Raw genomic sequence first — 18,199 nt, 5'->3', positions numbered from 1 at the left:
TAACAGTTAACAAAATATAATGAGTAAAACAGTCCTTAGTGCAGCCGCTTAATCCTACTGAACATATTTATTTCACTTTATTATAGTATATTAGCATAATAATTTTCACTAAAAATACAAATTATTTCAATTATATAACATTTAATCTTGAGGTATGTTATAATTATCAGAAAAATTAAAGGGGGCTCTTTAATGACAAGTAATTTCAAACTAATACTTACAGATTTAGATAATACTTTTTTAAGGTCAAACAAAGCAATATCTCAGTTTAGTTTAGATGTGATAAATGAGTGTAAACAAAAAGGAGTTATTTTTGGTGTTGCTACTGCTAGGTCGGAGCGAACAGCTGAAAAATATTTAAATATAATCAAGCCAGACTTAATTATTTCTAATGGAGGAGCATTAGCTAAATATAAAGGCAAAATAATTTTTGAGAGCATGTTGCCTGTAGAGTTATCTAATAACTTTATTAAAGACTGTTTAACTGATAAAAACATTGGTGAAATAACAGTTGAAACAAGAGACTTTTATTTTAGAAATAATAAAAAAAGAATAGAAGCTGAAAGAGACTATTTAAATGCAACCTTTAATGATTATAGTAAACCACTAAATAAAGAAACCTATAAAATAACCTGCGAGGTTTATAAACCCGAGTCTGCTCAAAAATTACTAAAAAAATACCCTCTATGCTGTTATACACCCTATAGAGGTGAACTATGGGGTAGGTTTGCCCATAAAGATTCTAATAAAATTGATGCCATAAAAGCCGTAGCACAGCACTTTAATATTAAAAAAGAACAAGTAATTTGTTTTGGTGATGATACTAATGATATTGGCATGATAGATTATTTTTACGGTGTTGCAGTAAGTAATGCTATAGCTGAAGTAAAGCAGGTTGCCAAAAAAGTAATAGGTAGCAATGATGAAGATGCTGTTGCTAAATATATTAAAAATAATATATTGTAAAATATTTCAATTAATGATATTTTAAGAGTAGTTATATAATTTTAGTTTTAAATATGAAATACACCAAAATATTTGCGATTACCAGTATGAATTTTATTATACCGGTGTTTGTTATGTCTGCTTCTTGGTATTACACAATTTGGTACTAACAAAAAGGAGAAAAACATGAGTGTAAAATTACGTTCAAAACTAGGAGTATGGGCTATTCTAAAAAAAGTTTTTGTGGTCATTTTAATTCTTGTATTATTAATTTTATTAGTAAGTTATCTGTATGAGAGTTACTTCTTAAACAAAACTACAAAAACATTAAAGCCTGCTGGTTTATTAGTTAAAGTTAATAGCCATGATATGCATGTATATGCAAAAGGTCAGGGCAACGAAACAGTTGTATTTGCTGCTGGAAATGGAACCCCCAGCCCGTATGCAGATTTTTATAATTTACATAACGAAATAGCTAAACATAGCAGAGTTGTAGTATATGAACGACCAGGATATGGTTTTAGTGAAACTGCCAATGACTCAAGAGATATTGATACCATAGTTTGGGAAATTCGAGAGTGCCTTAGTAAAACTAACCAAGAAGCACCCTATATCTTTGTAGCACATTCATTATCCTCTTTGGAGGTATTTCGGTATGCCCAGCTTTATCCTAATGAGGTAAAAGCAATACTATTGTTAGACGGTGGCTCACCAAACTATTATTTAAATAATCAAGATGCCAAAAAATTTGAAAAACAGGTTTCAGTAATGAGAATATTAAAGAAGTTTGGTTTATTTAGGCTACAGGCTAATTTACAAAAAGATAAGTTTTTTGCCAATATTAATAGCAACAAAAATAACTTAGAATTGCTTCCTACCCAGTACAAAGATCTTAATAATACCATGTTTTTAAAACATTTAATTAGTAAAGATGCTCTTAACGAAATAAAAAGCCTCAAGAGCAACGCCCAAAAGGTAGTAGACGGTGGTTATTTAGGTGATATTCCACTAAGAATATTAACTGCAGAGGTATCTGCCCAAAGATTAGAAGAAGGTTTATTAAAGTGGAAAACTAGTCAAGAACAACTAACACGTTGGTCTACAAATAGCAGTCAAGTTGTAATTAAGGATACTAATCACTTCATTCATCAGTATAAACCTCAGCTTATTAATAAAGAAATACTGGATTTAGTAAATAGTGTAAAATAAAAAATAATTAGTTAAAGCTCTAATCTTTAGGGATAGGGGCTTTTTTATTTACAAAATTATGAATAGTAACAATGTGTCATAAAACATTAAAATAGAAGAGCATTTAGTCTTATAAGGAATTATGTTAAACCGATAATGTTTTAATAATAAAGCCTTAAGGGAGCTATACAATGAGTGTACTAGAGTTTATTAATGTAACAAAAACAAGTGAAACAAACTCAGCTATAAATAAAATTTAAGTTTAACTAGTGAAGAGCTTAATTCTTTAAGTATAAATGTTTATTAACTATCATTAATAATTATGCACATAAGTATGGAATGATTATTCATATTAAACTATAATATTTAATTGGAATATGATAAGTAAAGGAGAAAGCAGCATGAGAATAAGACTAAAGTTTCTGGCAATTGTAATAAGTGTAATTATTTTTTTATCAATAACCACAACACCAGCACAAGCAGCTACGTCTTTAAATACAGGGGATATTGCCTTTGTTGGACTTAACGCAGATGGCAATGACGACTTTGCTTTTGTTTTATTAAAAGATATAGAGTCTGGAACTATTTTGTACATAACTGATGAAGGTTGGGATGATAGTACTGGATTTGTAGATGATGGTTCAGATGGGATATTGAAGTGTACAGTAAAGCAAGACTTAGATGCTGGAACTGTAGTACATATAAAAACCAAAGGAGATAATCCGGTAGTATCTAATGATAATATAGAGGTAATTAATGAACCTAATAAACCTGCAATGTATCTTCATTTTAATGGTGATCAGTTATTCATTTACCAAGGATCTGATTATACTAATCCTGAAACTTTGATAGCTGGTATTCACTATAATTATGAAATAGGTACTCCTAGCACTACTGAAGAAAACTGGGATGGAGGAGTTAGTTCTGGTTCAACCTCTGCCTTACCAAATGTTTTAAAAGATAATAATGCTGCAATATGGGTATACGGTATTAAGAACTCTCAAATAATTGAAAAAGATAATTTTATGTATAATGACGAATCAGTTACCTCAGGTACTCCAGAGGTTTTAAGAGAAGCAATAAATGATTTAAATAACTGGGATGTTGATGCTACAAATAGTACACCATATTCCATTAATCCCTTAGCTTATAATTTTACAGTAATTCAAAAACCAACAGCAACTAGTTTTACAGTATCATCCATTTATCAAGACACTGCTCATACCTTTAAAACCACAGACTTTGATAGAAAAAATGAAAATAAATTAGATCATGTAAAAATAACAGCCACTCCTAAGATTGGGTCTTTATGGATAGATTTAAATAATAGTAATACAATAGATAATGAGGAGACTGCCCTTACTGTTGATTCAATAGTTACTAAAGCAAATTTAGATAATAGTCAATTTAAATACATAAACTCCAATGGTCACAATTCTGCATTTACTTTTAAGGTAAATGATGGGGCTTTTGATAGTGATGATATTTACACAGCTACCTTAAACGTCATATCACAACCAACAGTAACACTAATCTTAGATCCTAGCTCTGAAATTAATGAAAATGGTGGTACTACAAATCTTAAAGCTACATTATTACATAAATTTAACAAAGATATTACAGTTAACCTTGCATTTTCGGGAGTAGCTACTAATATAACAGATTACACAGCCACTTCCTCTATTATAATTCCTAGTGGTCAGCTATTTGCAACAACAGTTCTAAAGGGAATTAAAGACACCATCTATGAAGAGGAAGAGTCCATTATTGTTGACATAGACTCAGTAACTAATGGTAGGGAAAATGGAATCCAGCAGGTTATTTGTAAGATAAATGACGACAGCGATAAGCCCTTAGTAACTCTTGAGGTGAGCTCAACTCAAATATTAGAAAATAATGAGACATGTACAATAACATTTCATAAAACTGGCAGCACAACTCAAGATATAACAGTAAATTTAGCTGTACTATCCTCTGGCACAACTGCTACAGGGTCGAGTACAGATTATAACTTAGCAAGTAATACCATAACAATACCAGCAAACCTGAATCAAGCAACAACAATACTAACAAGTGTTCAGGATACCTTAGATGAAGAAGATGAAACTATTATTATAGATGTTGATTCAGTGACAGGTGGAACTGAAGATGGAACACAACAACATACAATAACTATCTTAGACGATGATGATCCTCCAACAGTAACATTAACAATAGAAAAAAGCAACTTAGCTGAAAATAGTGGACAGGCTACTCTAAAAGCTACACTGTCAGAAGAGTCAGGTAAAAACATAACAGTAAACCTAGCATACACAGGTGATGCAAGTAATGAAGACTATGTAGCGCCTACTATTATTAAAATCAATGCTGGTGATATTGAAAACTGCATTACTATAACAAGCACAAATGATAATATAGCTGAAGGTCAAGAAAGAATTAATGTTGAGATAACATCAGTAAATAATGGCACTGAGAAAGGTGAGCAAGCAGTAACTGCCACTATAAGTGATAATGATGTAGCAGGATTAACCCTAACAGATACAACAGGGAAAACAGTTAGTGAGAATGGTTCAACAGACACTTTTACTATAGCTATAGATACAGAACCACAAGATAAAGTAGTATTAGAAGTTAGTAGCTCAGATACAGGTGAAGTAACTGCTAGCCCAGCTGCCTTAACCTTTACTAAAGATGACTACAGTAATAAAACAGTAACACTCACAGGTGTTGACGATAGCCTTATAGATGGCAATATAGCTTCAAATATTAGCATAGCCGTAAAAAATGATACCAGTGATAGTCAGTATCATAATTTAAATAAAACAGTTTTTGTTACAACAACAAGCGATGATACAGCAGGATTTACCATAACCCAAACAAATGGCAATACATCAGTAGCAGAAGATGGTGCTACAGATAGCTTTAGCGTAGTTTTAGATGCCCAACCAATAATAGATGTTGTTTTAGATATAAGTAACCCCAATACAGCTGAACTAACCCTAGATAAAAGCAGCTTAACCTTTACAAACTCTAATTGGAACAATCCCCAAACAGTAACAGTAACAGGAATAGATGATTACATAGATGATGGAAATCAAAATACAGATATAACAGTAAGTATCAATGATGAAAAAAGTGATGATAGCTTTGACCCTATTGCTAATCAAAAGATTACTGTAACAACAGTTGATGATGATGAAGCAGGCATAACATTAATTCAAACAGGAGATAAAACGATAGTGTCAGAAGAAACCACTACAGATACCTTTGATGTAGTGCTAGATACTAAACCAACCAGTAATGTAGTTATAAATATAACGAAATCTACTGTGGGAGAAATAAAAATTAGTGACGATAGCTTAACCTTTACAACAAGTGATTGGAATCAAGCTCAAACTGTTACTGTAACAGGATTAGATGATAACCTGGTAGATGGTAATGTAACCACTAATATTAACCTGAGTGTAAATAATTCAAATAGTGACCTAACTTATCATAATGTAAGCGAAACTCTAGTTGTAACAACAGAAGATAATGAGGTTGCAGGCTTTACTGTAACTGAAACAGATGGAAATACTACTGTTACTGAAAATGGAGCAACAGACTGCTTTGCCGTAGTATTAGATGCAAGGCCAGCTAACAATGTGGTTATAGACTTAACTGTTCTAAACATCGAGGAGTTAACACTTAGTAAAAGTAGCTTAACATTTACCAGTTCTAATTGGGATAAGGTACAAACAGTAGTTGTAACAGCTATAAATGATACCTTTGTAGATGGAGATAAAGAAGTAGGAATTGAATTAGGCGTAAATAACTCAAGTAGTAATATCCATTACCATAGCCTAAGAGATACTCTATCAGTAACAACAGAAGATAATGAGATAGCTGGTTTTACTGTTGAAGAAACAGCGGGAGATACAGAAGTAAGTGAGGCAGGAACTACAGATACCTTTACAGTAGTTTTAGATGCAAAGCCTGTAAATAATGTTGTAATCAACATAAATAAATCGGACACTAGTGAGGTAGAACTAGACACCACTAGCCTAGTCTTTAATAAAGATAACTGGAATATTAAGCAGGTAGTAACTGTAACAGGACTAGATGATCATTTAATAGACGGCTATATAACAACCAGTATTAATTTAAGTGTAGATAGCACAAATAGTGACCCTTATTTCCATAATATAGGTCAAATAATTGCAGTATTAACATTGGATAATGATGTAGCAGGATTAACCCTAACAGATACAACAGGGAAAACAGTTAGTGAGAATGGTTCAACAGACACTTTTACTATAGCTATAGATACAGAACCACAAGATAAAGTAGTATTAGAAGTTAGTAGCTCAGATACAGGTGAAGTAACTGCTAGCCCAGCTGCCTTAACCTTTACTAAAGATGACTACAGTAATAAAACAGTAACACTCACAGGTGTTGACGATAGCCTTATAGATGGCAATATAGCTTCAAATATTAGCATAGCCGTAAAAAATGATACCAGTGATAGTCAGTATCATAATTTAAATAAAACAGTTTCTGTTACAACAACAAGCGATGATACAGCAGGATTTACCATAACCCAAACAAATGGCAATACATCAGTAGCAGAAGATGGTGCTACAGATAGCTTTAGCGTAGTTTTAGATGCCCAACCAATAATAGATGTTGTTTTAGATATAAGTAACCCCAATACAGCTGAACTAACCCTAGATAAAAACAGCTTAACCTTTACAAACTCTAATTGGAACAATCCCCAAACAGTAACAGTAACGGGTGTAGATGATTATTTAAAAGATGGTAATCAAGATACTAATATTACATTAAGTATAAATAGTACAGAAAGTGATAATAACTTCGACTCAGTAGTAAATCAAGCAGTTAAAGTAACAACAGTAGATAATGATGTACCAGATCTAATAATAATTGAAGCGGGCGGTACAACTAGTGTTACTGAAGGTTCAACAGATCAAATAGCTATTAAGTTAGCAACCCAACCAACAGACGATGTGAAAATAACATTAGCACCAACAGATGAAAGTGAAGTAGCCTTATCTAGTACATCTATTACAATAGAAAACGCTAAATGGAATGTAGAGCACCTAGTAACAATAACAGGTGTTGACGATACTGACCTAGATGGGGATATAACAAGCGATATAAACATTAGTTCAACTAGCCCCGCTTCAGACTACAATAGCTTAAGCAAAAAAGTAAATGTAATTACAAAAGACAATGAAATTGTGATTATGAGCGTAACTGGAAATAGTCGTGTTATTAATAATGGTGGTGCCCCAAGTACAAGCAACGATACGGATTTTGGTGATGTAGATATTAATACTGGTTCTGCTACTAAAGTATTTACAATACATAACTCAGGAAACTATATTTTATTAGTTGATTCTTTTAATTGTAGTGGAAGTGGATTTTATATACAAACTGCTGCTGGTGATGTATTACCAGGGTCTGAGACGATTTTTGAAATAAAATTTGATCCAAGCACTACGGGTGAGAAAACAGCAACTGTAACTATTACCACTAACGATAAAGCCAATAGCACCCTTAACTTTACCCTAAAAGGAACAGGAACAGAGGATACAGTAGCCCCTACAGTAACAGCATATAACCCAGCAACTGGAGCAACATCAGTATCAACTAGCACTAATTTAGAACTGACCTTTATTGAAAATATAGTTAAAGGAACAGGTAACATAACACTAAAAAAATATAGCGATGATAGCATAGTAGAGGCAATACCTGTTAGTAAGGTATCAGTTGTAAATAATATTGCAAGCACTACCCTAACAAACCCTTTACAAAAATCCACTAAGTACTATGTAGCAATAGATAACACTTGCTTCAAGGATAGCTCAGGTAATGCTTTTGCAGGAATTAGCAATAAAGATACATGGAGCTTTACAGCGATAAAACCAAGCAATAGTGGAAGCTCAAGCACATGGATACCAGTAGAGGTAAATGGAGAGGTGCAGCAATTTGTAGCTAAATCTCAAACTAAATATCAAAACGGCAAGCGGGTGACAATAGTAACTGTAGACGAAAAGAAATTGCAAAAGAAACTAGAGCAAGAGGAAAAGCCAGTGGTACATATACCAATAAGCAATAAAATAAGCACAGTTAAAAGTAAGCTAAATGGGAAAATAGTAAAAACCATGGAGCAAAAAGAAGCAGTAATAGAAATTCAAACCCAAATAGCCTCTTATGCTCTACCTGCTGAACAGATTAATATAGATGAGGTTTCAGAGCAACTAGGAGAAGATCTTGATCTAGAGGATATTGAGGTAGGTATTGAAATTGGTGGAACACCAAAGGAAATGATAAAAGTAGTTGAAAAGACAGCTGAAAAAGATAAACTAACCTTGGTAGTGCCTCCAGTAGACTTTACGGTGAAGTGCAGCTATAAAAATAAGACTGTAGAAGTGAAAAAATACAATAGCTATGTAGAGAGAACAATAGCCATACCAGAGGGAGTAGAAGCTAGTAAAATAACTACAGGTATAGTGGTTTACCACGATGGATCATTCTGCCATGTACCAACAAAAATAATAGTAATAGGTAAAAAGTACTATGCTAAAATTAATAGCTTAACTAATAGTACCTATTCGGTGATTTATAACCCACAGCAGTATGAAGATGTAGAGGGACACTGGGCAGAAAATATCTGTAATGAAATGGGCTCCCGAATGATTGTAGCACCATCAACTGATACAAACTTTAAACCTAATCAAGAGATAACAAGATTATACTTTACCAAAACAATAGTAAAGGCACTTGGTATTGGCGATAAGGGAACGGTTTCTAAGTTTACTGATGTTAAGCAAACCGATGACTACTTTGGCTATGTAGCGACTGCCCTTGAGTATAACTTAATAAGTGGCTATGCTGTAGATAACACCCTAAGACCTCACAACAAGATAACCCGAGAAGAGGCAGCAGCCCTTATTGTAAGAACAATGAAGCTGGCAGGTTTAAGTGTGGAGATTACCGAGCAGGAAATAGAGCAAGAGCTTAATAAGTTCGCAGATAAAGATCAAGTAGGAAACTGGGCAAAGCAGGTTATGGCATTATGTATTAAAAATAACCTCCTTAAAGGAAATGAAAAAGGTCAATTATGCCCTAAAAGTAATATAACTAAGGCAGAACTTGCTGCTATTCTTTATAGGTTGTTAACTGAAGCAAAATTAATTTAATTGTAATATATAATTACTAAACTACACGTACATTAAATACTTTGGTGTCTGTTATATAGCAGACCCTTATTTACACATGCTAACATCGGTAATACTAACGAGTTACTTTTAGTTAAATCTATTATAGAATACAGATATTAAATTAGGTGATCTATCACATGAGTGAAGAAGCTAACGGAATATTCTATAAAAGAAGCCGATAAACAGGTTATTACAGTAAATAAGAGTAGTGGTTTAAAGAGCAGCTTAGTTGAGTTTGGGTAAAAGTTTTAAGTGTGTTTAAAATGAAAAGAATAGATAAGTAGTTCAAGCAGTAATTTAACCACATTGTAAACGTCAACAAAATGCAAGAGTCACTTTGTGGCTCTTTTTTTTATAATTTAGGATAAAAATAACTAGCTTAACAGTAAAAGTTTTAATCTAAACAGCTATTACTAAATAAAGTATGCACGTTTTGAATAATTTATAAATAAAGTATACTAATTATCTTTATAAATGATATAATATAGGCGTATGTGACATTATAGTTTAAATAGTATACACTAATTAACTAAATAGTATACACTATATATACAAATAATGAATTTACTATGTTACATATAGGTAACTGAAGGGAGTTAATTATGAAAAACAAAAAGTATGTTTACTTATTTAAAGATGGTAATGCAAGTATGAGATCATTACTGGGTGGTAAAGGGGCAAACTTAGCTGAAATGACCAATATAGGCTTACCAGTACCCCCTGGGTTTACAATTACCACTGAGGCGTGTAACGAGTATTATGATATAGGTGAAAAGCTACCTTTAGGATTAGAACAGCAGCTAGAGTTAGGAATAAAGAATGTAGAACAGCAGCTAAATAAAGAGTTTGGCAATACTAATAAACCATTGCTTTTTTCAGTAAGATCGGGTGCAAGTATTTCTATGCCCGGTATGATGGATACCATTTTAAACTTAGGATTAAACGATAAAACAGTTTTAGGCTTAATCAAGGCCAGCAATAATGAGTGTTTTGCCTTAGACTGTTACCGAAGATTTATTCAAATGTTTGGTGATGTTGCTATGAACATTCCCCATTTTTTATTTGAGCAAATTCTCAATAGTATCAAGCAAAAACAAGGTGTAGAATACGACTATCAGTTAACTGCTGAATCGTTAAAGCAAATTATAGAGCAGTATAAGGAGCTATACTTAAAGCACACTAATGAAGAGTTTCCCCAAGACCCTTATAAACAGTTATTATTAGCGATTAATGCAGTATTTAACTCTTGGAATAGTGATAGAGCAGTTTATTATCGTAATTATAATAAAATTGCGCATGATTTAGGTACAGCTGTTAATATTCAAGCTATGGTATTTGGCAACTTAGGTGATGATTGTGGTACTGGAGTAGCCTTTACCCGTAACCCATCAACAGGAGTTAACCAAATTTATGGCGAGTATTTATTTAATGCCCAGGGAGAAGATGTTGTTTCTGGCAGTCGTACTCCGTTACCTATTAGTGAATTAGAGAAGGATATGCCAGCTATTTATAATCAGCTTCTTAAAATTTGCAGCATTCTTGAAAAACATTATAAAAATATGCAGGACATTGAGTTTACAATAGAAAAAGAAAAACTTTATCTTTTACAAACTCGTAATGGTAAACGTACTGCTGCAGCCTCAATTAAAATAGCTGTAGACTTAGTAAAAGAGGGTTTAATTACTAAAGAGCAGGCTTTACTAATGGTTGATGCCAAACAAATAAGTCAACTATTACACCCCAATATTGAAAACACTAATGATTTAAACACAATAGCTAAGGGTTTGCCTGCCTCACCAGGGGCTGCCTCTGGTATGGTAGTTTTTAGTGCTGACAAAGCCGAAAAGCTTGGCAATGAGGGTGAAAATGTAATACTAGTACGTAACGAGACCACCCCAGACGATATCCACGGCTTAGTAATGTCGCAAGGAGTCTTAACTAGCAGAGGTGGTATGACAAGTCATGCAGCTGTAGTAGCAAGGGGTATGGGCAAACCAGCAGTGTGTGGTTGTGAGCAAATTAAAATTAATTTTAAAGAGAAATACTTTGTAACAACTAACACTAGGGTGCATGAAGGAGATATTATCTCTATAGATGGCGCAACTGGCTTAGTAATACTAGGCTTAGTAGCCATGTCATTACCTAAACTAGCAGATGAGTTTACAGAGTTTTTAGCTTGGGCAGATGAGGTAAAAAAACTTGGTGTTAGAGCCAACGCAGATAATGGCGAAGATGCCTTAAAGGCTCGTGAATTTGGTGCTACAGGCATAGGACTTACCAGAACAGAGCACATGTTTATGGAAAAAGAACGTTTACCTATAGTACAAAAAATGATATTAGCAGATACCCTTAACGAGCGCAAAGAATATTTGCAAAAGCTATTACCATATCAAAAACAAGATTTTTATGAAATTTTAAAAGCCATGCAAGGATATCACGTGTGTATAAGATTATTAGACCCTCCTTTGCATGAGTTTTTACCAAACAAAGAAGACTTAAAAGTAGAACTTACTGAACTAAAGCTAAGAAATGCAGATTTAAATATAATTAAAACTAAAGAAGCTTTACTTAAAAAAATAGAATCTTTACACGAATTTAACCCAATGCTTGGACATAGGGGTTGTCGTTTAGCAATAACTTATCCAGAGATTTATGCTATGCAAGCACAAGCCATATTTTTAGCTGTGGCTGAGTTGGTTAAACAGGGTTATGAAGTATTGCCAGAGGTAGAGATTCCTTTAATCGTCGATGTAAAAGAACTAGAATTACTAAAAAAACAAACTATCGAGATTGCAGAACAAATAATGCAAGAGCACAATGTTAAGTTTAGCTATACCATTGGTACCATGATTGAATTACCTAGAGCAGCACTAACAGCAGATGAAATAGCAAAAGAGGCTGATTTCTTCTCATTTGGCACCAATGACTTAACCCAAACAACATTCGGATTCTCTAGAGATGATGCCGAAAGTAAATTTATGCAACACTATTTAGATGCTAAAATCTTAAAAAATAACCCATTTGTAACCCTAGACCGCTCGAGTGTAGGCAAACTAATGGATATAGCGATAACTTTAGGTAAACAAACTAACCCTAATATACTAATTGGTATATGTGGAGAACACGGTGGAGACCCAGAGTCAATAGCATTATGTAATGAACTAGGGCTAGACTTTGTAAGTTGTTCAACCTACCGAGTTCCCATTGCTCGCTTAGCAGCAGCTCAAGCAGAACTTAAACAAAGAAAAGAATTAGTGTAAAAACTAATTCTTTTTAACACATGGGGACGGTTCTCTTCGTGCTAAATTACTACTTTAATCTTCAAAACGCACATCATATTTCCCGAATTATAGCTATTACCCGGGAAATATGATGTGTTTTGTCGTTTTAGTATCTATTATAAGTTTTTTAATCTAAGCTTTGCTAAACTAGTGATATTTAATTTGTAATTTAGTAAAATGAAGTTATTGACCCTTACACGAGGTAAGGGTTCATAATTTAGCTGAGGGGTGAAGTGCATGGTTAGAATTGGTGATGTTTCAAAGGCCTATGGTGTTTCAAATAGAACTTTACGTTATTGGGAGAGTGCTGGTTTAATTAAAAGCACCAGATTAACTAATGGCTATCGCTACTTTAATAATGATAATATTGTTAAAGTAAAGCAAATTGTTTTGTTAAGAAAACTAAACTTGCCTTTACAGGATATTAGCCAAATATTTAACTCTACTGAGTTAGCTACTATTGTTAAGGTATTAGAAAATCATTTATATAAAACTGAGCAACACATTGACTACCTTAAGTCCATTAAGCTATTACTTAAAAAACTTATAGTTATAGTAGATTCTAAACAGAGCTTATCCTCAGCCTTTAATGCGATAGATACACCCAATAATGTAGCATTTAATGAACTAAAAAACGCACTTCAAATAGCACTCTCAGAAAGGAAATTGAATTTGAGTAATGTGTATAGCTCAAATGATGTGAGAATAGTTAGCATATCTAAAATGATGGTAGCGAGTTACAGAGTAATAAGTAAAACTCCTGAACAGGACTGTCATCAACAGCTTAATAAGCTAATAGTAAAAAATAACTTACATCAGCAGTTAGGCTTTAGAATTTATGGCTATGGTTTTAATAATAGCGAAGGAAAGTATGGCTATGAAATGTGGGTTACAATAGCCCAAGATTTTGAGGTTAAAGATCCATATATTAAAAAAGAAGTAGCTACAGGGTTATATGCCGCTATTCCAGCTTATTTACCTATTGTAGGAGAGCGTTGGGATCAACTGAATAGCTGGGTTGAAGAAAGCGACATCTATAAACTTGACTGGAGACCAAAAGATAATCGCCACTATTTAGAGCAGTGTATAGATTGTTTTAGTTTTAATGCTGAAAAAAATGACGCCAATAGGCAGTTAGATTTACTACTGCCTATTGTAAAAATAAATAATCAAGAGCAACTAAGCCCTCAAATACATATGCAGTTAGAGCCACAAATAGTAACATTGCCAACTATTATATTAGCAGGCTGTTTATTTGAGCAAAAAGAAAATACTAAGCTCTGGAGCAAAAAAATACCCTGGTATAAGTTAGCTAACAGTATATATAAAGCAGGTGATAATTGTTCTGCTAAAATAATTGCTGGCAATAACACTTTTAGTTTAGTATATGGAGATTCTACAACTAAGGCTTTTTACTTAAATAAAAATAAAGCAATAGTGAATAGTGTATTTGCTGCTGTGCAAATTAAGCAGAGCTTTAAGACTTATCCTAATAAGCTACATGAAAAAGAGCTTAAAGGCAAGAGCTACCTAGTATTTAGTACTTGGATAGACCCAGAAAAGGTTGGGTTAAAAAAGCTAAAGAGCAAACAATTATATCTTGCAGCAAGTGAATATTGTGAAGCAAATGACTGTAAAGTAGACTTTAGTTATTATCTTGAGAGAGAGTATAGAAAAGACGGTAAATATGTAGATAAAATCGAGATATGTATTCCTTTAAAATGATTTAAAATAATGAATAAAAAAATTAGTGTAAAAACGAATTTTTTTGGTGCTACAATTATTTAAGTAATTACATTAATTTTAGAATAAAAAGAGCCGTGATTAAATAAACTAAAGACTGTAACTTAAGTAAGTACAGCCTTTTTACATAAACATTTTAATGGATTATTTTTTTTGAGGAACTAACAATTATTTTATGATTGCGATGAATTTTGTAATACAAAGACTTATCTTTAAAATACTTAAAACGCCAATAACCAGGCCAAGTATTAACCTCTAATACCCAAGGATACAAATTATTATCAACACCAAAATCTACCCCCAGTTCTCTTAGATGAGGGTATCTTTTTGTTAAGGTATTGGCAATATTTTTTGAGATAAATATTATAGATTTTTTAAGCTTAACAATCTCTTGCTTAGTTAAGTCAGTAGACTTTAAAAAACTATTTAAAGGCAGGCCTTTGCCCCCGCTGTCGAGATTTGTGACCATTTTATTATCTGCTGCGATTCTGGCAATATAGCCAGTTACTAGCCAATAGTCATAAGGTTTTTGTACAACTGCTCGTATATCTACTGGTTTATGCTGATGTTTTATTAGGTCAATACCTTGTTGTAGCAAAAATCGTTTTTTGGGAGCTAGTTTACTAATAAAATTAATTACCTCGTCCATATAAAGGTTTTTCTGAATATCTGTTAAATAATGAATATCATATTGCCCTAAAACACTAGTTCTGCTAATAGAGCCTACAAATATACCCCGTTCACCAATATTAGGTTTAAAAACTACCATAGGATATTTATTGAGCATGTATGTTAAATTATTAGTATTTAAAAAAATAGTTTCGGGTATATACGGTTTAACATGTCTGTTCTTTTGATATATTTTGGTTTTTTTCATTTTACTACAAACACGTTGATAGTAGTAAGCTGACATACAATTACACTCCTTATAAATGGTTTATCTTTATCTGCTAAATTTACATGTGTAATATATGTTATGTGATTTTTAACAATACTGTGTATTTTAAGTGGTAAATATTTACTATTAACTAATATTGAAACTTATATTTCTACTTAGTATAAGAAGCAAAAGAGGCAGTGATTAATCACTGCCTCAAAATGAATGGATTTTGTCTTGTTTATCGCCACTCTTTATACAATTTTGCTACTATTTTTTCAATAGGAGCTCTATTGGTCTCAATATCTATAACCTCATTTAGTTGAGCTATTTCAGTTAATAATGAAGCAATATTTACTCCCTTATTGAGCTGATACTCGTGAATATTTTGCTCGCTACTTAGCAATTTGGCGTTATTAAATACAGGGGATAAAGTGCCTTTAGTAGTTATTGTAATAGTCTTATTAACACCTATACTAGCTCTTAGCTTTTTAAAACCACCATCATAGGCTATTTTACCTTTAGATAAAAGAATTATTCTGTGGGCCATTTCCTCAAGGTCATCCATGTCATGGCTAGTAACCACTACGGTTACCTTGTTTTCTTTGTTTATTCTTTTTAAAAAGTCAATCATGTTTCTTTTTGCTAGTACATCTAAGCCTAAAGTTGGTTCATCTAGCAGTATAACTTGGGGTTCATGTAAAAGCATTAATCCTAAGTCGGCTTTCATTCTTTGCCCTAATGATAACTCTCTGGCAAAGGTATTTAAGATGCCTTTTAGATCTAATAATTCTACTACCATATCTAACATTTTGTTATATCTTTTTTTATCAATGTTCCACACAACTTTTTTCCACTCATAACTCTGAATAATAGGGTGATCCCACCAGAGCTCGGTTCGGTTACCAAATAACACGCCAAGCTTATGCATGAGTTTAATTCGATTACGTTTTGGAGATAAACCTAAAATACTTATATCTCCGTTTTTAGGCATTAACATGCCAGCTAAGAGCTTCATTGTAGTGCTTTTACCTGCTCCATTAGCACCTGCATAAGCCACAAACTCCCCTTTTTTAACCTGAAAAGATACATTATCTAAGGCTGTAATGGTTCTTTTTTGGGGTTTTATTAGGTTACTTATTATATCTTTAAAGTTATTAGTTCTTTGCCACTGCTCAAAGGTTTTTGTAACGTTTGTAATGTTTATAGCTAGGTTATCTTCGGTGTCCCATGTCTTTGTATCTATTTGCACCTGTTTTAACATAATGATTAAATCCTTTCTTAAATACAAAATAAGTTATTATAAATAACGTTAAAGCAACTAATGCTGGAAATATATTTGGTAATGCCAATGGTTGTTTACCTAATAAAGTCATGCTTGGAAACCAGCCCAATAAGCCGTATGGCAAAACAGTTATTAACGGATAAACAATAAATTTTGGCATACCTGTTAGGGGATATTTTGTTAATGAACTTAAATTATCTATTAATAACATCGATATTTCTTCACAAGCAACAGGGGCATAAAATGCTGTGCTTGAAAACAAATATGATAGACTTAAAATTATTACTATGCTAACTAATAAACTACCAATAAAACTTAAAACCCACCACCAAGTAACGCATACAGCAAGTTTACTTAGTGCTATGCAGGTTATAGATATGCCAACCACTAAGGTGCTACTCCCTGTAAAGGGAATAAAACCCTCACTAATAAGCTGAATGGGCATTGATAACGGTTGAATAAACATGTGTTCAAATTGCCCCCTACCAATTCGCCTACTTATATGACCCACATTGTTCATGGAGCAAAAGGTATTAAAAACTCCAAATACAGAAGTCACATAACCTAACATAAATAAAACCTCATAGTGGCTCATATTACCAATACCTTTAAATCTCATTGCTAGTAAAAAAATAGAGCTAATCGATGCCAGTGCTGCAATAGATTCTGATAAAATCGCAAATACTGCTATTTTAGTATCTCTTAGTAACCACATTAAGTCTAATTTGGCATAAAAACCTAATAACTTTAGTAGTTGCAAAGATTTAAATTGCTTTTTAACCTCCATGGCTTATCATCCTCTCCTGAGATTTTTTAAAGAATAATATAGCTAAAATCCACAGTACAATATTCCAAATAACTTGAATCATAATAGGCTTAAATGGCTCTGATATACCTGTGTAAATAGCTAGGGTAGCTCCTCCTAAGCTGGCAAACGGCTGATAAATTAAGATATTGCCAAGCCCCCAAGGTAAAATTGCTAGGGGTATAACACTGCCTGAAAAAACTAAAACAATAGCATTGCGAATGTTATAGACCAACCAAGAGGCATTTATCATTCTTATTTGAATACAAGCAAAGATAAAATCCATTGCTATTCCTAATGAAATACATAGAATTAAGCTAACTAAAAACCACCACGAATCAGGGGTAATTGTTACTGCAAATAACGGTGATAAAATTAACATTGGAAGAGTGAATAGCAATAAATCAACCAAGCTTGTGCCAATGGTTTGAGCAACTATATGCCCATAAATTGATAACGGTCTTTGATATAGACCAATTATTAGCCCTTCGTAAATCCAGTTTCCTAAAGGAGTTCTAACTACTAAAAGTCCACCTAACAAAGTACTCATATAGGTATAGCTAAGCATTTGTTTTAATGACATATCAGTTTTAACACCGCTAGTCATTAGAGTTCTCCATAAAAATATTAAGGGAATTAAGTATACAATTTTAAGAATATAGTTAGGCAACAAATAAAAAACGCCAGCATTGGTTTGGGCTTTTGCAGTCATTGTTGCTGTTTTACAGTATTTTTTTAAGTTCATAAAAATCACTCCTTTGTTTTTCTTTTTTTTAAACACAAAAATCCCCTAATACCGGTTAATGCCGGTATTAGGGGATTATCATTTTATATTTATAAAATGAGTTA

9 protein-coding genes are annotated in these 18,199 nt (G+C 32.9%); 5 read left to right on the top strand and 4 right to left on the bottom strand.

Annotation, left to right across the window (positions count from 1 at the left end; translation table 11 throughout):
• Window positions 1–192 precede the first annotated feature (192 nt).
• From IMX26_RS08360 to IMX26_RS08340, 5 genes are all read left to right on the top strand, one after another.
• Entirely contained in the window at window positions 193–966 is a 774-nt protein-coding gene (locus IMX26_RS08360; RefSeq protein ID WP_195161216.1) for an HAD family hydrolase, read from the top strand.
• Between the two features lie 165 nt (window positions 967–1,131).
• Window positions 1,132–2,154 carry an alpha/beta hydrolase gene (locus tag IMX26_RS08355; RefSeq protein WP_195161215.1) on the top strand — a complete coding sequence of 341 codons (1,023 nt, stop codon included), beginning with the start codon at window positions 1,132–1,134 and terminating at the stop codon, window positions 2,152–2,154.
• 380 nt (window positions 2,155–2,534) lie between these two features.
• Entirely contained in the window at window positions 2,535–9,338 is a 6,804-nt protein-coding gene (locus IMX26_RS08350) for an S-layer homology domain-containing protein (RefSeq protein WP_195161214.1), read from the top strand.
• A gap of 623 nt (window positions 9,339–9,961) precedes the next feature.
• Entirely contained in the window at window positions 9,962–12,619 is a 2,658-nt protein-coding gene (ppdK, locus tag IMX26_RS08345) for a pyruvate, phosphate dikinase (RefSeq protein ID WP_195161213.1), read from the top strand.
• 258 nt (window positions 12,620–12,877) lie between these two features.
• Entirely contained in the window at window positions 12,878–14,365 is a 1,488-nt protein-coding gene (locus IMX26_RS08340; RefSeq protein ID WP_195161212.1) for a MerR family transcriptional regulator, read from the top strand.
• Between the two features lie 154 nt (window positions 14,366–14,519).
• Here the strand turns inward: IMX26_RS08340 and IMX26_RS08335 are convergent, their stop codons facing one another.
• The 4 genes from IMX26_RS08335 to IMX26_RS08320 form a co-directional block, all read right to left on the bottom strand.
• A complete protein-coding gene (locus IMX26_RS08335; RefSeq protein WP_195161211.1) occupies window positions 14,520–15,296 on the bottom strand; it encodes a YheC/YheD family protein in 777 nt (258 codons plus the stop codon).
• Between the two features lie 205 nt (window positions 15,297–15,501).
• Complete coding sequence (locus tag IMX26_RS08330) at window positions 15,502–16,524, bottom strand: ATP-binding cassette domain-containing protein (RefSeq protein ID WP_195161210.1); 1,023 nt, start codon at window positions 16,522–16,524, stop codon at window positions 15,502–15,504.
• Window positions 16,475–17,332: an ABC-2 family transporter protein gene (locus IMX26_RS08325; RefSeq protein ID WP_195161209.1), complete on the bottom strand. Its 858-nt coding sequence runs from the start codon at window positions 17,330–17,332 to the stop codon at window positions 16,475–16,477. The genes IMX26_RS08330 and IMX26_RS08325 overlap by 50 nt, the downstream gene beginning before the upstream one ends.
• On the bottom strand, window positions 17,322–18,095 hold the full coding sequence (locus IMX26_RS08320; protein WP_195161208.1) for a hypothetical protein: 774 nt from the start codon (window positions 18,093–18,095) through the stop codon (window positions 17,322–17,324). Before IMX26_RS08320 ends, IMX26_RS08325 begins: the two co-directional genes overlap by 11 nt.
• Window positions 18,096–18,199: the final 104 nt, after the last annotated feature.

The sequence above is a fragment of the Clostridium sp. 'deep sea' genome, from assembly GCF_014931565.1.
Classification (GTDB): Bacteria; Bacillota; UBA994; order PWPR01; family PWPR01.
This window is presented reverse-complemented; position numbering and strand designations above follow the sequence as displayed.